Here is a 20,033-nt window from a genome sequence, read left to right on the forward strand (position 1 = left end):
TCTCTTAACTTATGAATATTTTCTGTTCAGATGGGAAATGAATATGGTTGGGAGGAGTGAAATTTAGTATGAATACATTAAAAAATTGGACAAGACGTATTGTGATGACCATTTTAGTTATGGGTGCAACATTAACGACGTTTGAATCAATCTCAGGAGTAAAAGCTCGAGAAATTGCTGAAGTGGCAGCTGAAAATAATGAATTTTCCCTTATGGAGAAGGTAACACATACATTTAAAACGGTTGGAGTAGCTTTTAAGAAGTTGCAATTAGCAACAGTAGGGGAATCCCAAATCTCTTCAAGTGAACCTGTGGTTGGAGAGCCTCCAACTTTGGAAGAGTCGATTGATTGGTCTCAATATCAGCGGAAAAATGTTGTTGCTACAGGTTATACCGCTTATTATGAATCAACAGGAAAACATCCTAATCATCCAGGATTTGGTATTACATACTCAGGTGTTAAAGTGAAACGCGATTTATATTCAACAGTGGCTGCTGATTTAAGCGTATTTCCGATTGGAACCATTTTATTTATCCCTGACTATGGCTATGGGGTAGTTGCTGATAAAGGTGGAGCCATTAAAGGAAATAAACTGGATCTTTACTATGAAACCGTTGATGAAGTTTATGAACATTGGGGAAAGAAGACGCTAGACGTCTATGTTGTAAAAATGGGCGATGGCTCTTTAACAGAAGAGGAACTGACAGCACTGAATGAAAATGAATCCATGCAGGTATTCCGTCAGGCTTATATTAAATCTGCAGAAGAATAATACATGTATATTCTTAAAACAAAAAAGACAGGAATTCCCTGTCTTTTTTGTTTTGTTGCACGATATCTTTTCTACATGATGAAAAAATAATACAGGACAAGCGTGAGCAAGACCCCGGTTAATCCGCCGAATAGGACTTCAATCGGCTTATGGCCAAGAAGCTCTTTTAACTCCTGTCTTTTTTCTTGTTCAGGTTTTTTTTGCCAATCCTTTGCTTCATCTAAAAACTTTTGAAAATCGGCAACAAGCTTATTAAGCACAATAGCCTGCTCGCCAGCTTGGCGGCGTACGCCAGTAGCATCAAACATTGTGATGATTGCAAACACAGCGGATACAGCGAACAGAGCGGAATCTAGTCCAGCTTCCAGTGCGACCCCAGTTGATAATGCGGTGACCGCGGCAGAATGTGAACTTGGCATTCCCCCCGTACTCGTCAGCAATGACCAATCTAATCTTTTTGTAGCAATAAATGTGATTGGCACCTTTACAAATTGGGCAAAGAAGATGGCAGCGAGTGCTGACCAAAACGGGAAGTTCATAAATAATTCCATAAAAACCACCTTTGAAAAATTTACACTGCTCTAGTTACTATTCTTCAATATTATTTCTCTTCATGCAAATAAATCAACTTTTTTTTATTTTATACAAAAATATGAAATCACATTGAAGTTAAAAAGACACTATGAGAGCAAAATTACACTAGTTAGAAAAGATTTCTTGAAACTGGATGGTTAGGAAGTCGAAATAAATCAGATAATTATGTATAATAATATTATCAATATTGGGGGTGTTAACATGTTTACAGTACAATCAGAATTAAATTTAACAGCAGAACACGAATGCTTAATCATTGGGCTTTTTGATCAGCCTCAGAAATTTGAAGGCAAATTAGAACGTATTGATAAAGCGTTTGATGGCGCTCTAACAGAGCTTGTAAAAAATGGAGACATTTCGGCTAAGCCTAAAGCCATTTCAAAAATACATACATTTCAAAAAGTTGGCAGTAAACGCTTCATTTTTGTAGGTCTGGGAAAAGAAAAGGAATACACTTTTGATCTTTTAAGAGAAGCATTAGGAGCAGCGTTTAAACAAATTCAGGCTGCGAAGATGACCGAAGCAGCAGTTTATCTGGATTCACTTACAGCAGGTTCTCTTGACTCTATTGATGCTGCACACGCTGTAACAGAGTCATTTGCTTTAGCAACATATCAATTTGAAGGCTATAAAGAGAAATCAAATGAACCCGAGAAAAAAATCGAGCACCTTTTTGTATACGGTTCTGAGACTGATGCAGAAGAAATAAAAGCATCTTTAACGGTTGGTTATGCATATGGCATGGGGACGAATTCTGCCAGAACGCTTGTGAACCTTCCAGGCAATATGCTGACAGCAACAGATATGGCTGAATATGCAAAAGAACTGGCTGGACGCTATGAATTTGAAACAGAAATTTTAGAAAAAGAAGATATGATTAAGCTTGGCATGGGTGCTTTATTGGCTGTTAACCAAGGTTCTGTAGAGCCTCCAAAAATGATTGTTTTGAAATACCAAGGCAAGGATGAGTGGGAAGATGTCATTGGCTTGGTTGGAAAAGGGATCACTTTTGACACAGGCGGATATTCGATTAAACCGAAAGATGGGATAGTCGGAATGAAAAGTGATATGGGAGGAGCAGCGGCCGTTTTAGGTGCCATGGAAATCATCGGTGAACTAAAGCCTGAACAAAATGTGGTAGCTGTTATTCCTTCTACTGATAATATGATTAGCGGTGCTGCTCTTAAACCGGATGATGTCATTACATCAATGAGCGGTAAAACCATTGAAGTGTTAAATACGGATGCAGAGGGCAGGCTTGCATTAGCAGATGCTGTGACATATGCAAAGCATCATGGAGCTAACTACTTAGTAGATGTAGCAACCTTAACTGGCGGAGTGATTGTTGCGCTCGGTACGAACACTACAGGTGCATTAACAAATAATGAAGCACTGTTTGAACAAATTTTAGAAGCTTCACATGAAGCTGATGAGCCAGTATGGCAGCTGCCGTTATTTGAAAAGGACAAAAAGCGGGTAAGAAGCAGTAAAATTGCTGATCTCAATAATTCACCAGGCCGTGAAGGACACGCTATTATGGGCGGAGCATTTGTTGGGGAATTTGCGGAAAATACTCCTTGGGTTCATTTGGATATTGCGGGCACAGCAACAACGAATCAAGCCTACGACCTAGGACCTTCCGGAGCAACAGGTGTTATGGCTCGTACACTTGCATTGTTTGTTGAAAGATTTGAAACACTTAAATAATCTATTTATGAGAGGCTTCCTTTGGGAGCCTCTCTCATTTTATGACGAAGGAGCAGCTTCATGAGAGAGAATGCCATAACAAACAAGATCGATATATTCATTCTCTTTCTTTACATGCTGTCTTAAGATTCCCTCTTTTTTCATTCCTATTTTTTCTAACACTCTTCCTGATGCTGGATTTGATACAAAGCAGCGAGCAAATACTTTTTGATACTGTTTCTCTTGGAAAGCAAAGTCAATGACGGCTTTAGCTGCTTCTGTACCATAACCTGTTCCCCAGTATTCTTCACCAACCCAGTAGGCAAGTTCTCCATGATTAAAATGATGATTGTTAGATAACGCAATTGCTCCGTATAACTCACCTGAAATTCTATCTGTTATGGCAAATTCATATTTTTTATTTTCATTGAAATGGTGTGAATGAAGTCTGATCCACGATAAAGCATCATCCATTTTGTATGGAAAGGGAAGGTATAAAGTGTTTTTATAAATATTGTCATTATTGCATAGCTCGGCAACCCGTAATGCATCTTCAGTAGTAAATAATCTTAATATTAACCTGCTGGTTTTGATTGTTTGAGTGGCTGGATTATAGGTCATTCAAGGTTCTCCTTTCTGTATAACAGCCGAAAATTTTTTTCCTTCCACATGGGGAAATAGAAAACCAAGACTATTCTAGTTTTGGCTGGTCCTCTTGTTATAAATATACTTTACAAATTTCTCTTTATAGTCGGTATATTCATTCATTCCAGATGAAGACTTCTCTAAGTATTCTTTTTTAATCTTTAAATATCTTTTTCTAGCTGTTTCGTTTGAATTTAGATAGTCTCTAAAGAAAATCAAATTATTCCAAAGTTCGCTTCTATATTCAGTTAGATGCAGGTAATGTGTTTTTACTTCATAAGTTTGGTCAGTGAATTTAGCGAACACTATTTCTCCTGGCCGTTCAACCTTTAGCCGTAAAAATCCGCAATTCTTTAAACCGGTAAATAGGCTGCTATTTACATTATTCAAATCATTTACTCCAACTAAAATATCCAAAATGGGTTTTGCAGGCATTCCTTTTATAGCTGTGCTGCCAATATGCTGGATCCAATTCTCGTTCATTTGAATATTTTGCAGTAGATGAACTCTCACTCTACTAAACTCTTTTGTCCATTCTGGATTGTAATCCGCCAATCTGATTTCCTCTCTTTTTAATCCTAACTGCACAAATTCAGCTCCTTTGTGTTTAGAAAGACTATTAAGTAATATTATCATAAAATTCAAATATTTAGCAGGATAACTATGAAAAGTAGCCTTGTACGTTAGGGTTTTTAAGAGGAGGATTGGAAGAAGACTGAGCTCCCGCAGTCTAGGAAAGGAGACTAAGCTTCCTTCAAGAGAATCCACCAATCCTGATTTGCATTTAGTCTATTCTTCTAATGAAAGCAATAATGCCCCGGCATACTAATAGTTTTAAAGCCAAGCTAATGAGGGAGTGATGCCAACCCCATCCCCTTCTCCATGTAATCAATTTAGTTTTCCTTTCGGCAAAGGTCTCGATTATGACTTGAGGGATAATAAAAGGAAATAACTTTAGAAAAAGGCCAAGAGGCTTACTGTCGACCGTCCATTGATTATAGTAAAGCAGCAGCAGTGGATAAAGAATAAAGTCAAAAGGAAGATGAATGACATACTTCGGAAATAACCGGTGCGGATATTTTAAAAAACCTTTTAGCACTAAATATTTATCTATAAAGGAATTGCCGATCACTGCTACAAGGTTAATAATGACCCAATCCTTTGTTGACCGTTTAAAAATAGCAAATGGCAACAGAACAAGTCCAATGACACTAATGCAAACTAAAAAAAATTTAGATAATTTGTGATTTTTCATTTTGCCCACCTCTTTTTTTAGTTTGTTTCAATTTTAAATATCTACTCACGAATTATTTGTTAATCATCTTTTTAGATTGATTGAATGTGAACAAATTTTCGAATTTATAATAGCTAAATGTAACAAATACCACAGCTTGTCAAATCAATACTCGATATACTGATTTTGAACAATAATAAATGGGAAAATGGTGATAACATGCATGGTAAAATGGGAGGGCATCCCGGACATATGAACAGGACGTCAATGGACTTTAATGAAAACCCTTTTATCGTTATTTGGGAAGTAACTAGAGCATGTGAATTGAAATGTGTTCACTGCAGAGCCGACGCGCAATTAAGGCGTGATCCGAATGAACTGACAACAAAAGAAGGTTTTGAATTAATTGATCAGATATATGAAATGAATAAACCGATGCTTGTCTTTACCGGCGGAGATTGCATGATGAGGGAAGATTTGTTTGAACTTGCTGAATATGCGGTGCAAAAAGGTATGCGTGTGTCTATGACGCCAAGTGCAACAGCAAATGTCACAAAAGAGAAAATGGAACGCGCCAAAAGTGTCGGGCTTTCCCGCTGGGGACTTAGTTTGGATGGACCAACTCCAGAAATTCATGATCACTTCAGGGGAACATCTGGCTCCTTTGATTTAACGGTTGAAAAAATCCACTATTTAAATGAACTGGACATGCCGCTGCAAATTAATACCGTAATCTCACGCTACAACTACGACCACCTGGAGCAAATGGCGGAACTGGTTAAAGATTTAAAAGCCGTGATGTGGTATATCTTTTTGCTAGTTCCTACAGGCAGAGGGCAGCAGGATGCATGCCTGACACCGCTTGAACATGAAAAGGTGTTTAAATGGCTTTACGAATTAGGCAAAAAAGCTCCTTTTGACATTAAAACAACTGCTGCTCAGCATTATCGACGAGTTGTTTTGCAGCAAAAGGTGAAGGACAAGCTTGTAGCTGGAGATAAAATTGAGTACCAGGACACAATTGTGAGAGATGCTGCATCAGGCATCGACGGATTGAGCCGTGCTCCAAAAGGCGTTAATGATGGCAATGGCTTTATATTTGTATCACATACAGGTGATGTATTGCCAAGCGGACTTCTCCCAATCAAAGTCGGAAATGTGCGTGAAAAACCATTAAAGGACATATATCGTCATGCACCAGTCTTAAAAGAACTGCGCAATCCAGATCTTTATAAAGGCAAATGCGGTGTATGTGAATATCGATTCGTTTGCGGAGGCTCTCGCTCTAGAACCTATGCTGTTACAGGCGATTACCTTGAGAGCGAACCATATTGTGTATATATTCCGAAAGAATTAAGAGGGAAAAAAGCAGCATTGTAAAAGTAGAAGCCGGAGAATTATTTCTCTGGCTTCAGTTTTTTTATTATTGCAATAAAAAGAACTCCATACTCTTTATCACACTAGCGAACTAAAATAAAATGATTGACATGCACTGCAATACTATGATAATTTTATAATCGTATTTTAGTTCTCTACCAATTTATCGTAATAAAGCAAAAAGGGGTTACTATTATGAATTCAGTCATCATTGCTGTATTAATTATGCTATTACTTAGCTTATTCAGAGTAAATGTTGTTCTCGCTTTAATCACAGGTGCTGTAATCGGAGGCTTAACGGGTGGTCTTAACCTAACTGAAACGATTGAAGTCTTTTCAGGCGGTCTTGGCGGAAGTGCAGAAGTTGCTTTAAGCTATGCATTGCTTGGCGGGTTTGCGGTTGCAATCTCAAGCACAGGTCTTCCGAATGTATTAGTAGACTGGGTGCTGGGCAAGGTAGCTGTGAATGGAGAAGGCAGAGGAAAGACACTGTCGAAGGCTTTTATGATTTTTGCTATTTTATTAATGGCCTGCATGTCACAGAATGTTATTCCCATTCATATTGCCTTTATACCCATTTTGATTCCGCCGCTTTTAAAGATTATGAATGAACTGCAAATAGATCGCAGATTGATTGCAGCAGTGCTGACTTTCGGGTTAACTGCTCCGTATATGCTGATTCCAGCAGGTTTTGGACAGATCTTTCATGAGATACTTGCAGAGAACATGAATAATAGCGGACTTGCTGTGAATATGAATGATATTCCAATAGCAATGCTGATTCCGGTAGGCGGCATGGCAGTTGGTTTGGCAATTGCGTTTATATCATATAGAAAAAATAGAAGCTACTCAGATATTAGTGTTGTCGACCAAGAAAAAATATCTTATCGGAAAAATGATATCCTTTTCGGACTCGCAGCCATTGCTGCAGCTCTTATTGTTCAAATTGTTACGGATTCTATGATTATAGGTGCAGTTTCAGGCCTAATTGTTCTGTATATCAGTGGAGCTGTTAAGTGGAAGGAAGCTGATCAGCTTTTAACAGATGGCATGAAAATGATGGCTTTCATTGGATTTGTCATGCTGGCAGCGTTTGGTTTTGCAGAAGTAATGAAGGCAACTGGTGACGTAGAGTCACTCGTTCAGCTTGCGGCAGATGCAGTAGCTGGGAATAAGGCGATGGCTGCGTTGCTGATGCTTGTCGTTGGTTTGCTGGTGACGATGGGAATTGGTTCTTCGTTTTCAACTATTCCAATTATTACAACGATCTTTGTTCCGCTTGCACTAGAACTTGGCTTCAGTCCAATGGCAACGATCGCACTTGTTGGAACAGCAGCTGCCCTTGGGGATGCAGGTTCACCAGCGTCTGATAGTACACTCGGACCGACATCCGGATTAAATGCAGACGGACAGCATAACCACATTTGGGATACATGTGTTCCAACATTTCTTCACTACAATATCCCGCTTATCGCTTTTGGCTGGATTGCAGCAATGATTTTATAAATGAGAGAGTGTCCATTCGCTTGGGCACTTTTTTTTATTATATAAGCATTATGGGTAGTAGAATCTATCACTATCACCTATTGATCAAGAATTAGGGTATGATAAAACTAAAAACAAAGGAGAGGTTCATATGTATTTCGGAAAAATAAAAGAACATACTTCTTCCAGAGTTCCGCCGAATCAGAATGTCACAACAACTTTTCCGGTTCTTCACTATGGCAATGTTCCTTATTACTCTGACATGGATCAATGGTCGCTGCAGATCTTCGGAGAGGTACACTCGCCTATAACATTAGGATATGATGAAGTATTAAAGCTGGAGCAGAAAGAATATCAAAATGATATTCATTGTGTCACGGGCTGGTCGAAGCTTGATACGGTATGGACAGGTATATCCTGCAGGTCTATTGCACAGCGTGTAGAAGTAAAAGAGAGCGCTCGCTACGTCATTTTACATGCGGAGGAGGATTGGAGCACCAATATTCCGATAGAGGATTTTATGAAAGAAAGCAGTTTGCTTGCTCATTCCTACAACCATGAAAAGCTGACTCCTGAGCATGGCTTTCCATTGCGTGCCGTTTTTCCGCATCTGTATTTTTGGAAAAGTGCAAAGTGGCTAAGAGGCATTGAATTTTCAGCAGTGGATACACCAGGATTTTGGGAGAGAAACGGCTATCATAATTATGGTGACCCATTTAAAGAGCAGCGCTTTACATGGGATTGATGGAAATTCATTAAACTGCTTGAAATCACTTAATATATAGCTTAAAATTAACATTAAATACTTACAATTACTTAAAAAGTAGCTGATCAAATGTACCAAGAAGAACGAATTATTCGGATCATGCATTATTTAAAGGAAAACAACTCGATTTCCGTTGATCAAATTTGCCAGCTTTTTGATGTCTCACGTGATACCGCACGAAGGGACCTTGTTAGACTTGAAGAGGACCGTGTGATTATTCGAACCCGAGGCGGTGCGATATTGCCGTCATCTCATCATGAAATAAAAAACTATGAGAAAAGGCTGATTACGGTATCAAAAGAAAAAAAGAGTATCGGCAAAAGGGCAGCTTCGCTTATTGGCGAAGGAGATAAAGTGATATTGGATGCATCGACAACGGTTCAGTCCTGTGCCGAACAGTTGAATGATATTCCCTGTACGATCATTACAAATTCCATCAATGAGGCTGAAATCTTATCTCATCTTAAGCAAGTGGATATTATTCTGCTTGGAGGCATGCTGCATAAGGAGCATCGTTTCTTGTATGGTTCTTCTGTGATTGAAAAGCTCAGCCATTATCGTGTTGATCGTGCTTTTATCGGCGTTGTTGGTGTTTCCGAAGCTGGGATTACTCTGGCGCATGAAGAAGATGGTATGGTAAAGAGGAAAATGATTCAGCAGGCGAGTCAGACCATCGTTTTAGCTGACCATACAAAGCTTGGGGTTACCGACTTTTTCTGCATAGCCGGTCTGGATGAGATCGATTTGCTGATTACAGATCAGATGCCAGATCATGAATTTGTGAAATTGTTAGAGCGATTTAATGTGGAGCTTCTTATCGCATAATGATGATCGGCGTAACCTATTCAATTAGGGCGTGACAGATTATTTTATGTTTGGTCCACTTTAAATAAAAGCGTTACAGCATTTGCTGTAACGCTATTTAGCTTGTTTTTTATCCAAAAAGCATGGTGAAAAAGCTTTTTCTTTTTAATTTTTTCTGTGGTATCTCCTGATCTAAAAGCAGGAGTGTATCCTGGGGACGCTGCGGGAAATTTTGCAGAGTGCTGGCTGTGGCTTCAAGAGCAGACATTCGTTCGTTGAGTGACGTAATTTGCTTTTGCAATTCTTCCATTTCTTGACGATGCTGTAAAAGCTGATAAGATACAACATCATCTGCTTTTCGATTAATCCGGAGCTCTAGTTCGTCAATTCTTTTTAGAAGCTCGATTGTACGGTGATCTTTCTCTTCTTTTTTCACGATGCCATTTCTTCGCTTTTTGCTCATTATACTGATTTCCTGGAGATTCTTTCCTGCCTGCAGCTGTTCATGGACTTGCGTCAGTAATGCAACATCATTTTCAGAAAACGAATAATGGCCTAACTCATTGCGTTTCATCTGCAGATCAAGCTGCTTCACCCAGCGCTGAACTGTACTTTTTGATACATTAAGCAATTGTGCGACATTTGTTGTATTCATGAACATTCCCTCCTTTAATGTATATAAAAATTCAACTTCTCTCTTTTTTTTCCTGTATGGGTGACAAAAGAAGTTCTTATTAGACAAAGAAGGTGATATTCTAACAATATTTAGAGGGAAATGTCGTTTTATTGATATAAGGAATAAATATACTCTTTAAAAACAAAGGCAGCGAAGCCTAAATAACATATGTGAGTATGGGAAAAATCAATCGCAGTTTCATTAGATAAAACAGCTGTCACTTACACTACCTCCTCTCAGCTATATTTTATAGAAATCACAATTTAGCCTAGTCTGATCGGATTTGAGCGGACCGATAACCAGCTGCTTAAAAACTCCTGTACCTCTCTGTTGCTTGCCAGTGTGGCATGTCCGCCTTTTAGAGCATAAAATGTTTTATCTTTACTCGATACAAGATCCATAACTGGCTGAACTTGTTCCTTTGGTACCAGGCGATCAACATTTGAGCCAACAGCAAGCAAATTTGCATTTATATTTGATAATTTGACAGGTTCCCCATCGATTAATAATGTTTCATTGATTAACCCATTTTCAATTCCTAGGGTCTGAATCATCTGTTTTAGTGCTGCACCTGAAAAGGGAATATGCGAATCAGCCCAAAAATTAAACCTTTTCCATTTTAGTGCATATTCTTCATCATGCCCTTTTCTTAATAATGATAAATAAGGAGATATATAGACAGGAGAGGCGACAACTCTAAGTCCAATTTTCATAAAGTCAGGTGGTACAACTCCTACTGTATCTAAAATGGCATCAAAATCTATTTCTCCATTTCTAAGACCATTCTGCCACTCATCAAATATTGGAAAATGGGAAAAGTCAATAGGAGCAACAGCCAGAACAAGATTTTGGATGGGTTCATCGGCAATGGCGGCATAGATTGAAGCAAAAGTGCCGCCCATGCAGAAGCCAATGATAGAAATATGTGATGCTCCGCTGTGAACTAAGGCGCGCTGCACGCCTTTTTTAATATAGCGAAGAATATAATCATCCATTGTAAGACCCTTATCTGCGTATGTTGGAATGCCAAAATCCAGTAAATAAATATCATAGCCTTTTTCGTTTAGAAATTGAATTAAGCTGTATCCTGGACCTAAGTCTAAGATAAAAGGCTGGTTAATCAGTGAATAAATAAAATACAAAGGAGTATCATATTTTTTTTGCAATGCAGGATAGTACCAGAGGGTGGCTTTATTCTTTTTCCAAACAGCTTGTCTAGGCGTTAGTCCAACTTCGGGAGCTGGACTATTGACCGTGTTAAAGACATTTTTTAATCTGCTATTAATGAGCTTATCCAATTCAGAAGCCATTTCAACGGTTATCCCTTTGTGTTTGATTGGCTGAGCGGATATTTGTCTGCAGATCGTGAATAGCATTTGTTAAGGAGATCATTTGATATTCAAGATTATCAATTTTTTCCTCGGACTGAACAATGAGGTTTGTTGTATTTGCCAAATCATTTTTAGTAGGAAAGTTAAATGGAACAGAAAGCATTTCCACCGTATTTTGGAGGCTGCTCATTCCTTTTGCCATCCCATTTGCACGCTGTGAGGCAAGTTTCACAAATGCTGGTTTATTTAAGTGGTTCTGAATAGAGCGATTGACCATTTGTTCGACTTGAAAACCTGATCTTGTTAATATGTTAAAAAACTGTTGTGTAATATCCATTTCGTTTTATTCCTTTCTATTGTTAAGTGTTTTAGCACACAATGGTTTATTACAGAGAGGCTGTCAGTCCGCCATCCAGGACCATGACTTGACCTGTCATGTAATCTGAAGCTCTGGAGGACAAAAAGAGAGCAGCACCCTTAAGGTCCTTATCATCTCCAAACCGAGCTGCTGGAATTTTTCTTAAGATGCCAGGTTTAGCATGCTCCAATGCTGCAGTAATTTTTGTAGGGAAAAGGCCAGGAGAAAGGGCATTTACTTGTATATTAAAGGGAGCAAGTTTAACAGCTAAATCTTTTGTAAAAGAAATGACAGCGCCTTTGCTCGTACTATAGGCAATCGCATCTAAGAATGCTGCCGGTGCTCCATACATGCCTGTAACGGAAGTAATGTTAATGATTTTTCCAGAACCCTGCTGCTTCATGATCGCTGCTGCTGCTTGTGAGAATAAGAATGTTCCTTTTACATTGACATCCATGACCTTTTGCCACTTATCTTCCGGTAATGTAAGGGCATCGCCAATCCAAGAAGCGCCGCTGTTGTTGATCAGAATGTCTAATGTACCAAACTGCTGAATCGTTTCTTTCACGATCTGATGTATTTCTTCTGCATTTCTGATATCACAGGCTAAGGCTATGGCTTTTACGTTATAAAGCTCATGTATTTCTTCACAGGTCTTTTCACATTGCTCCAGCTTTCGTGAGCAAACGACGATATTAGCTCCAGCTTCTGCAAGTGCATGAGCCATTTGCCTCCCAAGACCTCTGCCCCCGCCAGTGACAATGGCTGTTTTTCCTTTTAAATCAAACAAATCTGCTATTTCCAATTCAATGACACCTTCCCTCTTTATCATCATCTGTAAGTCAACTGCCAGCATAACGAAACAATTGCTGCATGCTACTGCTCATCACATTTCGTATGGCTAAACAAAAGTGATCAGATTTCCACTTTTCTTATATCATATAGACAAGCATGGGTGATGGTGCTTAAATTGTGTGATTTGCCTGCTGCCTGTTTTGCTGAAGTATAAGTTTTGGAAATGATGGTTAGATATGATAAGAGAAGGAGTGAGAGTGTGCAAAATGATGAAGTGAATTTTGAGCAGGTCTTTACGTTTGCAGGTCATGCTCACTTATATGAGAGGCTCGGAAGCAAGCTGTGGATTTATCAGCACTGGAGTGAGGAGGAATTGCACATCTTAGAGCTTTTTCTGCAGGTATATGGATTTAATGAAGATCAAACCTTGTTTATGGATGACTTCCTCTATCATTTTCGAATTTTTAAAAATATGCATCAATATCATGATATGTCGCGTTATCCTTTTTAAGGTGAAAAGGTGAGGTCCCACATTAAGGAACCTCACCTTTTGTATACAGCAATCAGCAAAGCTGATATATTAGTTTGTTTTTGGTAAACTCTTATGGTTTTATGGTCTTTTTATAATGATTTGCAAAGAAATCCTCTGTATCTGCGACAATCACTTTTCTTAAAAGGATCAACCCAATTAAGTTTGGAATCATCATTAAAGCGTTCGCCATATCAGCAAAAGCCCATACGGTTGTCAGGTTAGCTGCTGCTCCAATTCCGCAGGCTAAAATATAGATCGCTCTGTAGCTCATAATACCTTTTGTCCCAACGATATACTCAAAGCATTTTTCGCCATACACATACCAGCCTACAATGGTCGAAAAGCCAAAGAAAATAACAGAGAAGGCAACAATATATTCTCCAGCTGTTCCTAATACAGAAGCGAAAGCTGCACTTGTTAAAGCTCCGCCTTCTAAAGCGGGGTCATGTGCAACTCCGGAAAGCAATCCGCCTGTTGTATCCCAGAAGCCTGTAATAATAAGAACAAGTCCTGTCATTGTACAGACGATAATCGTAACGATAAACGTTCCAGTCATGGCAACCAATGCTTGTTTAACCGGATGATCGGTTTTCGCATTTCCGGCGATTAATGCTGCAGTTCCTAACCCAGCTTCATTTGAGAATATTCCGCGGGCAACACCATTCTTAATAGCATCCATTACAAGGATACCTGCAAATCCTCCTGCAGCAGCGACAGGGTTAAATGCATAATGGAAGATGGTTTCAAATGCTGGAATAATTTGATCATAATTGATAAAAAGAATGATTAAGGAGCCGCTGATATATAAAAAGGCCATAATGGGCACAAAGAAGCTTGCTACTGTACTTATTCTCTGAATACCGCCGAACACAATCAGAGCGGTTAAGGCGGCAAGAATAACACCAGTCACAATCTCATTAACGCCAAATGAATCCTTCATTACAGAGGCAATCGTATTTGATTGTACACTATTGCCAATTCCAAATGCCGCAAAAGCGCCAAAGATAGCAAATAAAATGGCGAGCCATTTATACTTTCTGCCTAATCCATATTCAATATAATACATTGGACCGCTTGAATATTCGCCATTTGCATTTTTCTTGCGGTATTTCATCGCTAGGAGAGCTTCTGCATACTTGGTAGCCATGCCCAGTAAACCGACAATCCACATCCAGAAAATAGCTCCAGGTCCACCGAGTGTAATGGCAGTTGCAATTCCTGCAATATTTCCGTTTCCAATTGTAGCAGCAAGCCCGGTCATTAAGGCTTTAAAATTACTTACGTCCCCTTCAGAATCATCTGTAGCTCGTCCTTCTCGCGTAAAGGCGAGCTTAAAAGCATACTTCAATCTTGTAAATTGAATTCCTTTTAACAATAATGTGAGGACGACTCCAGTCCCAAATAATAATAGCAGGCTGGGTGTTCCCCAAAGAACACTGTTTATTTCATTCAGTACTTCTAAAATATCCAAGATGCAAACCCCTTTTCGTCTGTGAAGTGACCAATCATTCTCCATTACAGTGTTTCTTCATTTGGCAGTTACTAATGCAGGTACAAGATGCTGATTTCAACCCATAGTCAATGAGTGAAACTTTATCTTAAAATAGTATTTTGAATATTTTCTATTGTAAGATCAAGGGGTTGGAACATCAAGCTATGTTTAAAAAGATCTATTATTCCGAAAATTAAATATATTATTGGGGATATCCATACTTTTAAAATCCGTTATAATGAAGGAATAAGTTTCGTATATTTTGAGGCAAAAAGCAAGGAGGTTTATGCGATGGACGATATGCGGGCTGGTAAAGATCCGTTTAAACATGCATTTCTGAATTTAGAGGATCTTGTGGATAAAATTTGGGATGTTTTAGAATGCCCAGTTACAATTGAAGATGCCACCCATCGGCTTCTTGCTTATAGCACACACGATGACACAACGGACTCCGCAAGAATTGCAACCATCATTAGCCGAAAGGTGCCCGAAAAGGTGATTAATTCACTATGGAAAGCAAGGATTATTCCACAATTGATGCAAAGCGGTGAACCTTTAAGAATACATGAAATGAAGGAAATAGGATTAGGTGACCGAGTAGCCATTTCTATTCGCAATCATAATGAAGTGCTTGGTTACATATGGGTTGTCGAAGGAGAAGTGAAATTAACCGAGCAAAAGCTAAATCTTTTAAAACAGGCTGCAGCAGCTGCTAGAACGGAATTGTTAAAACTAAATGTGCAAAAGAAAAAACGAGTAGAGAGCTATCAGGACTTTTTTTGGCAGCTTCTTACCGGAAGCGATCGAAATCATAATGAAATAAAGAATAAATTTGAAGAATTGAATATTAAGCCGCCTTCGCCATTTATTGTGCTCGTATTTCAATTCACTGAGAACATCACAGAGAAAGTCACACAAAATATTATTTATTTAATGACAACGAGCCAAAAGATTAATATTTCTTTTCACGCTGCAATGGGCAATGAATTCATCGTGCTTGCCTCACCGCCAGTACAGGAAAAATCTGAAGCACCCATTATTGAGTTTCTAAATTTTTTCATAGGAGAAATGAAATCCCGTTTTCAAGTTGACGGTATTATTGGTGGCTGCGGCGGATTATATGATACATATGATAAGGTGGAAGCAAGCTATCAGGAAGCGCAAGAGGTTGTCCGTTTAAAAGAGCAGTTTAAGGATGAAATAGACAATATTAACAGTCATAGGCAATTGGGAATTTTTCGCTATATTGAACTGTTAATGGAAAAAAGGCGGCAGGATCCTTTTGCGCATCCTGCACTGGAAAAATTGCAAAACTATGATCAAGAACATAAAACCATGCTGCTTCAAACGCTTGAAAGCTATATTAATTACGACAGTAATGTAAATGATACGGCTAAAAAGCTTCATGTTCATGTAAATACATTAACCTACAGATTAAAAAGAATCACTGAGATCAGCGGTATTGATTTGAAAAATACAAACCAAAAAGTGAGTCTGTTTCTTGAATTGAAAATGAGAAGGTTAGAAAATAAAAAGCATCGTTTGTAGAATTTCACAAACGATGCTTTTTTTATTTTCATATATCGACAATGCCAAAAAGTGTTTAAATTATTATACTGTTGATAACGTTTACTTTGTTAAGATGAAAGGGGAATTTTACATGATCATTGGGGTACCTAGAGAAGTGAAAAATAATGAAAATCGTGTTGCGATGACACCTGCTGGGGTTGATGCACTGGTTAAAGCAGGCCACGAAGTGCTGATTGAAACAAATGCAGGTGAGGGCAGCGGGTTTGAGGATGCTCATTACGTACAAGCAGGTGCAAAAATTGTTAATACAGCTGCGGAAGCCTGGAATGCGGACATGGTCATGAAAGTAAAAGAGCCGCTTTCATCTGAATACGGATATTTCCGCAAAGGGTTAGTATTGTTCACTTATCTGCATCTGGCAGCAGAGCCAGAACTTGCAAAAGCATTAACTGAAAGCGGAGTAACAGCAATTGCATATGAAACCGTTGAAGTAAATCGCACATTGCCTTTACTTACACCAATGAGTGAAGTTGCAGGGCGGATGGCATCACAAATTGGTGCGCAGTTCCTGCAGAAAACAAATGGCGGAAAAGGGATTCTGCTTGCAGGAGTTCCTGGCGTATCACGCGGAAAAGTAACGATCATCGGCGGTGGTGTAGTAGGCATCAATGCTGCGAAAATGGCGATTGGTCTTGGTGCAGAGGTAACAATCATCGACTTAAGTCCAGAGCGTCTTCGTCAGCTTGACGATATTTTTGGCAATAATATTCAAACTCTCATGTCCAATCCATTCAATATTGCTGAGAGTGTAAAAGAAGCGGATCTTGTTATTGGTGCTGTTCTGATTCCAGGAGCAAAAGCACCAAAGCTAGTGACAGAAGATATGATCAAAACGATGAAGCCAGGATCAGTTGTCATTGATGTTGCTGTTGACCAAGGCGGAATTGTTGAGACTGTTGATCATGTAACAACTCATGATTTTCCGACATATGAGAAACATGGTGTTGTTCACTATGCTGTAGCAAACATGCCTGGAGCAGTACCTAGAACGTCAACACTCGCTTTAACAAATGTAACGATTCCTTATGCAGTGCAAATAGCAAATAAAGGCGTTGAAAAAGCTGTTGCAGAAAATGCTGCACTTAAGCTTGGTGTTAACGCTGTGAACGGAAAGATCACTTATGAAGCTGTGGCAAGAGATCTTGGCTACCCATATGTGCCTGTTGCCGAAGCATTTGTAAGTGCTGAGGTTTCAAAATAATAGCAGTCCCCCTTTTTCGAGCAAAAGGGGGATTCTTTGTGTTATCCATTCGCGACTGAAATTTAGCGTACTTTTATTCGGAAAAGATTTATACCAATATAAAATTTTATCAATGTTTGGATTAAAAGCATGCTTTAGAATAACAACTCCGCCAAGCTGCATTTCCTGTTTGATATAAAATCTGCAGGCAATAAGGTTGTCATTCTGAGATGCCCTTTAATCCTATTGATTTTGCAATCCTGATGGTCATTTTGACTAATCTTCTCCTAGAATATATATTTGAAAAAGATAGAGTGGAGAATTTTACAGTGTGATTAGTGCAGGTTCTATCAAATTTAATGTTAAGACAGGAGAGAAGAAGATGGAAGTGTTTGAAGAGTATTTAGCAAGTTTAAAGACTGTAGAGCATCGTGTGCGTATGGAAGAAGTTTTTACATGGATAAAAAGTACATTCCCTACTTTGATGCCTGTCATCAAATGGAACCAGCCGATGTTTACCGATCACGATACGTTTATTATTGGTTTCAGCGCAGCGAAAAACCATATGAGTGTTGCTCCTGAACAAGCAGGCATGAACCATGTATTAGAGGACATTGAACAGGCAGGACATGATCATACGAAGGAGTTAGTGCGCTTTAAATGGAAAGAGCCCATTGATTATGAATTACTGGAAAAGATGATCCAATTTAATATCTTGGACAAGGCTGATTGTCCTACTTTTTGGAGAAAATAGATTTAGATTATATTCACAATTGACTTTCATCATAATAATTTATATAATCTTGAAAAATGAATAGGAAACGTTGATGGAGATTAGTATAGTGAAGATGTTTATAACAGAGAGGGAGCCATATGCTGCAAGGTTCCTATAAACGAACACTGGAACCTGCTCCCTGAGTTCTGCATTGGATGTCTTTGTGATATGAAAATGCCGCGGATGCAAGTCCGTTATCATATTGAGTGTAAAGCATTGCTTTGAAATAGGGTGGTACCGCCATGTTTGGTCCCTATACAAAGCAATGCTTTTTTTGTTTCGTTATAGGAAGGCGGGAAATTGAGAGGTGGCGGGAACAAAAGAGCAAGGAAAGTGCCCGTCAGGTGGCGGGAACTAAAGAGCTAACAAAGTGCCCGTCACTCAAAAAACCAAGAGCAGCCGGGAACAAAGCAGCAAAAATAACTATAAAAACATTGAGGTGACCAAAATGGGCAAGGAATTTGTAAAAGAAATAACAGCAATGGATGAAGATTTTGCGCAATGGTATACAGATGTTGTGAAAAAGGCTGATTTAGTCGATTACTCAAGTGTTAGAGGATCGATGATCATTCGGCCATACGGCTATGCGTTATGGGAAAATATTAAAGATGAGCTGGATCGGCGCATTAAAGAAACTGGACATGAAAATGTCTATATGCCTCTCTTCATACCAGAAAGCCTTTTGCAAAAGGAGAAAGATCATATTGAAGGTTTTGCACCTGAAGTGGCTTGGGTTACACACGGAGGAGAAGAAGAGCTCCAGGAACGTTTATGTGTCCGTCCGACCTCTGAAGTATTATTTGGTGAGCACTATAAAAATATCATTCATTCATATCGGGATTTGCCAAAACTCTACAATCAATGGGCGAATGTCGTACGTTGGGAAAAAACGACAAGGCCGTTTCTGCGCACACTGGAATTTTTATGGCAGGAGGGTCATACTTGCCATGCGACTGATGAAGAGGCACTTGAAGAGACAGTTAAAATGCTCAATGTGTACGCAGAGATTTGTGAGAATATCCTCGCTATTCCAGTCATTAAAGGACAAAAAACAGAAAAAGAAAAGTTCGCCGGAGCGAAATTCACGTACACCATTGAGAGTCTTATGCATGACGGAAAAGCACTGCAATCAGGCACCTCCCACCACCTGGGCGATGGCTTTGCTAAAGCTTTTGGCATTCAGTTTACCGATCAGGAAGGGAAGCTGCAATACGTACAGCAAACATCCTGGGGATTCACAACAAGAATTATTGGAGCAATGATTATGGTGCATGGAGATGACCGCGGCTTAGTCATTCCTCCAAAAGCAGCACCAACTCAAGTGATGATCGTGCCAATTGCACAGCACAAGGATGGCGTACTGGACTATGCCTATGAACTAAAGGAAAAACTCTCAAAAATGGCTCGGGTCGGCATCGATGCAAGTGATAAAAAACCAGGCTGGAAATTCAATGAATATGAAATGAAAGGTGTGCCTTTACGGCTTGAGGTTGGTCCTAAGGATATAGAAAAAGGACAGGTAATTTTAGCAAGACGGGATACAGGTGAAAAAATAACGGTAGCTGCATCCGAACTGGAGCAGAAGCTGCCTGGTATTTTAGAAGATATTCAGCATAGTTTATTTGAAAAAGCAAAAAATCATCGTGAAGAGAAAACATATCAGGCAATTGAATTCAATGAACTTAAAGAAATTTTTGCAGCTAAAACAGGCTTTGTAAAAGCTATGTGGTGTGGCGACCGCAGCTGCGAAGACCGTATAAAAGAGGAAACAGGAGCAACTTCCCGCTGCATTCCGTTTGACGCAGAAAGCATTGCAAAAACATGTGTATGCTGTGGAAAAGATGCACAGCAGCTTGTATACTGGGCCAAAGCTTACTAAATAAAAAACAAATAAAATTTTTTTGTACCCGTATCTTTTTGAATCTTTTCTCCGTTTACTA

General features: G+C 39.1%; 20 protein-coding genes and 1 other annotated feature. Of the genes, 11 read left to right on the top strand and 9 right to left on the bottom strand.

Annotated elements, in window-relative coordinates; genetic code table 11:
- The first annotated feature begins 68 nt into the window (after positions 1–68).
- Complete coding sequence (locus F7732_RS12785; protein WP_151574401.1) at positions 69–773, top strand: 3D domain-containing protein; 705 nt, start codon at positions 69–71, stop codon at positions 771–773.
- Positions 774–844: 71 nt separating this feature from the next.
- Here F7732_RS12785 and F7732_RS12790 read toward each other — a convergent pair whose 3' ends face one another.
- Positions 845–1,324: a divergent PAP2 family protein gene (locus F7732_RS12790; protein WP_151574403.1), complete on the bottom strand. Its 480-nt coding sequence runs from the start codon at positions 1,322–1,324 to the stop codon at positions 845–847.
- Positions 1,325–1,568: 244 nt separating this feature from the next.
- Here F7732_RS12790 and F7732_RS12795 point away from each other — a divergent pair, with 244 nt between their 5' ends.
- Positions 1,569–3,074, top strand: coding sequence for a leucyl aminopeptidase (locus tag F7732_RS12795; protein ID WP_151574405.1), 1,506 nt, complete (start codon positions 1,569–1,571; stop codon positions 3,072–3,074).
- Between the two features lie 39 nt (positions 3,075–3,113).
- On the opposite strand, the gene F7732_RS12800 is transcribed toward F7732_RS12795, so the two are convergent.
- From F7732_RS12800 to F7732_RS12810, 3 genes are all read right to left on the bottom strand, one after another.
- Entirely contained in the window at positions 3,114–3,674 is a 561-nt protein-coding gene (locus F7732_RS12800; RefSeq protein ID WP_151574407.1) for a GNAT family N-acetyltransferase, read from the bottom strand.
- A 75-nt stretch (positions 3,675–3,749) separates the two neighbouring features.
- The gene (locus tag F7732_RS12805; RefSeq protein WP_151574409.1) at positions 3,750–4,286 is read right to left on the bottom strand and encodes a GrpB family protein; all 537 of its coding nucleotides are present in this window, start codon (positions 4,284–4,286) and stop codon (positions 3,750–3,752) included.
- Between the two features lie 196 nt (positions 4,287–4,482).
- Entirely contained in the window at positions 4,483–4,953 is a 471-nt protein-coding gene (locus F7732_RS12810; RefSeq protein ID WP_151574411.1) for a CBO0543 family protein, read from the bottom strand.
- Positions 4,954–5,151: 198 nt separating this feature from the next.
- Between F7732_RS12810 and F7732_RS12815 the strand changes: the two genes are divergently transcribed.
- The 4 genes from F7732_RS12815 (at position 5,152) to F7732_RS12830 (ending at position 9,385) form a co-directional block, all read left to right on the top strand.
- Positions 5,152–6,312, top strand: coding sequence for a TIGR04053 family radical SAM/SPASM domain-containing protein (locus tag F7732_RS12815; protein ID WP_151574413.1), 1,161 nt, complete (start codon positions 5,152–5,154; stop codon positions 6,310–6,312).
- Positions 6,313–6,504: 192 nt separating this feature from the next.
- Entirely contained in the window at positions 6,505–7,815 is a 1,311-nt protein-coding gene (locus F7732_RS12820) for a Na+/H+ antiporter family protein (protein WP_151574415.1), read from the top strand.
- 130 nt (positions 7,816–7,945) lie between these two features.
- Entirely contained in the window at positions 7,946–8,539 is a 594-nt protein-coding gene (locus F7732_RS12825) for a sulfite oxidase-like oxidoreductase (RefSeq protein WP_151574417.1), read from the top strand.
- A gap of 90 nt (positions 8,540–8,629) precedes the next feature.
- Positions 8,630–9,385: a DeoR/GlpR family DNA-binding transcription regulator gene (locus F7732_RS12830; protein ID WP_151574418.1), complete on the top strand. Its 756-nt coding sequence runs from the start codon at positions 8,630–8,632 to the stop codon at positions 9,383–9,385.
- Positions 9,386–9,494: 109 nt separating this feature from the next.
- Here F7732_RS12830 and F7732_RS12835 read toward each other — a convergent pair whose 3' ends face one another.
- The 4 genes from F7732_RS12835 to F7732_RS12850 form a co-directional block, all read right to left on the bottom strand.
- A complete protein-coding gene (locus F7732_RS12835) occupies positions 9,495–10,019 on the bottom strand; it encodes a MerR family transcriptional regulator (RefSeq protein WP_161598881.1) in 525 nt (174 codons plus the stop codon).
- A 284-nt stretch (positions 10,020–10,303) separates the two neighbouring features.
- Entirely contained in the window at positions 10,304–11,350 is a 1,047-nt protein-coding gene (locus tag F7732_RS12840; protein WP_151574420.1) for an alpha/beta fold hydrolase, read from the bottom strand.
- A 1-nt stretch (position 11,351) separates the two neighbouring features.
- Positions 11,352–11,708 carry a hypothetical protein gene (locus tag F7732_RS12845; protein ID WP_151574421.1) on the bottom strand — a complete coding sequence of 119 codons (357 nt, stop codon included), beginning with the start codon at positions 11,706–11,708 and terminating at the stop codon, positions 11,352–11,354.
- Positions 11,709–11,757: 49 nt separating this feature from the next.
- A complete protein-coding gene (locus F7732_RS12850; protein ID WP_151574510.1) occupies positions 11,758–12,534 on the bottom strand; it encodes a glucose 1-dehydrogenase in 777 nt (258 codons plus the stop codon).
- 249 nt (positions 12,535–12,783) lie between these two features.
- Between F7732_RS12850 and F7732_RS12855 the strand changes: the two genes are divergently transcribed.
- Entirely contained in the window at positions 12,784–13,035 is a 252-nt protein-coding gene (locus F7732_RS12855; RefSeq protein ID WP_151574422.1) for a hypothetical protein, read from the top strand.
- 91 nt (positions 13,036–13,126) lie between these two features.
- Here F7732_RS12855 and F7732_RS12860 read toward each other — a convergent pair whose 3' ends face one another.
- Positions 13,127–14,527 (bottom strand): alanine/glycine:cation symporter family protein, encoded by a 1,401-nt coding sequence (locus tag F7732_RS12860; RefSeq protein WP_240056613.1) that lies wholly within the window; start codon positions 14,525–14,527, stop codon positions 13,127–13,129.
- Positions 14,528–14,839: 312 nt separating this feature from the next.
- On the opposite strand from F7732_RS12860, the gene F7732_RS12865 reads away from it, so the two are divergent.
- The 4 genes from F7732_RS12865 (at position 14,840) to proS (ending at position 19,972) form a co-directional block, all read left to right on the top strand.
- A complete protein-coding gene (locus F7732_RS12865; RefSeq protein ID WP_151574423.1) occupies positions 14,840–16,096 on the top strand; it encodes a PucR family transcriptional regulator in 1,257 nt (418 codons plus the stop codon).
- A 112-nt stretch (positions 16,097–16,208) separates the two neighbouring features.
- Entirely contained in the window at positions 16,209–17,339 is a 1,131-nt protein-coding gene (ald, locus tag F7732_RS12870) for an alanine dehydrogenase (RefSeq protein WP_151574424.1), read from the top strand.
- Positions 17,340–17,700: 361 nt separating this feature from the next.
- Positions 17,701–18,072, top strand: coding sequence for an iron chaperone (locus F7732_RS12880; protein ID WP_151574425.1), 372 nt, complete (start codon positions 17,701–17,703; stop codon positions 18,070–18,072).
- 61 nt (positions 18,073–18,133) lie between these two features.
- Positions 18,134–18,351 (top strand) — a binding site (T-box leader).
- Between the two features lie 190 nt (positions 18,352–18,541).
- Complete coding sequence (proS, locus tag F7732_RS12885) at positions 18,542–19,972, top strand: proline--tRNA ligase (RefSeq protein WP_151574426.1); 1,431 nt, start codon at positions 18,542–18,544, stop codon at positions 19,970–19,972.
- The last annotated feature ends 61 nt before the right edge of the window (positions 19,973–20,033 follow it).

The sequence above is a fragment of the Bacillus mesophilum genome (genome assembly GCF_008923265.1).
In the GTDB taxonomy this organism is placed as follows: Bacteria; Bacillota; Bacilli; order Bacillales; family Cytobacillaceae; genus Cytobacillus; species Cytobacillus mesophilum.

What these genes read in the sequence shown, in the direction of transcription:
- F7732_RS12820 (WP_151574415.1), top strand. Translation starts at nt 6,505, where the DNA reads ATGAATTCAGTCATCATTGCTGTATTAATTATGCTATTACTTAGCTTA.
- F7732_RS12865 (WP_151574423.1), top strand. Translation starts at nt 14,840, where the DNA reads ATGGACGATATGCGGGCTGGTAAAGATCCGTTTAAACATGCATTTCTG.
- F7732_RS12785 (WP_151574401.1), top strand. Translation starts at nt 69, where the DNA reads ATGAATACATTAAAAAATTGGACAAGACGTATTGTGATGACCATTTTA.
- F7732_RS12790 (WP_151574403.1), bottom strand. Translation starts at nt 1,324, where the DNA reads ATGGAATTATTTATGAACTTCCCGTTTTGGTCAGCACTCGCTGCCATC.
- F7732_RS12815 (WP_151574413.1), top strand. Translation starts at nt 5,152, where the DNA reads ATGCATGGTAAAATGGGAGGGCATCCCGGACATATGAACAGGACGTCA.
- F7732_RS12810 (WP_151574411.1), bottom strand. Translation starts at nt 4,953, where the DNA reads ATGAAAAATCACAAATTATCTAAATTTTTTTTAGTTTGCATTAGTGTC.
- F7732_RS12840 (WP_151574420.1), bottom strand. Translation starts at nt 11,350, where the DNA reads ATGGCTTCTGAATTGGATAAGCTCATTAATAGCAGATTAAAAAATGTC.
- F7732_RS12800 (WP_151574407.1), bottom strand. Translation starts at nt 3,674, where the DNA reads ATGACCTATAATCCAGCCACTCAAACAATCAAAACCAGCAGGTTAATA.
- F7732_RS12835 (WP_161598881.1), bottom strand. Translation starts at nt 10,019, where the DNA reads ATGAATACAACAAATGTCGCACAATTGCTTAATGTATCAAAAAGTACA.
- F7732_RS12845 (WP_151574421.1), bottom strand. Translation starts at nt 11,708, where the DNA reads ATGGATATTACACAACAGTTTTTTAACATATTAACAAGATCAGGTTTT.
- F7732_RS12830 (WP_151574418.1), top strand. Translation starts at nt 8,630, where the DNA reads ATGTACCAAGAAGAACGAATTATTCGGATCATGCATTATTTAAAGGAA.
- proS (WP_151574426.1), top strand. Translation starts at nt 18,542, where the DNA reads ATGGGCAAGGAATTTGTAAAAGAAATAACAGCAATGGATGAAGATTTT.
- ald (WP_151574424.1), top strand. Translation starts at nt 16,209, where the DNA reads ATGATCATTGGGGTACCTAGAGAAGTGAAAAATAATGAAAATCGTGTT.
- F7732_RS12825 (WP_151574417.1), top strand. Translation starts at nt 7,946, where the DNA reads ATGTATTTCGGAAAAATAAAAGAACATACTTCTTCCAGAGTTCCGCCG.
- F7732_RS12795 (WP_151574405.1), top strand. Translation starts at nt 1,569, where the DNA reads ATGTTTACAGTACAATCAGAATTAAATTTAACAGCAGAACACGAATGC.
- F7732_RS12880 (WP_151574425.1), top strand. Translation starts at nt 17,701, where the DNA reads ATGGAAGTGTTTGAAGAGTATTTAGCAAGTTTAAAGACTGTAGAGCAT.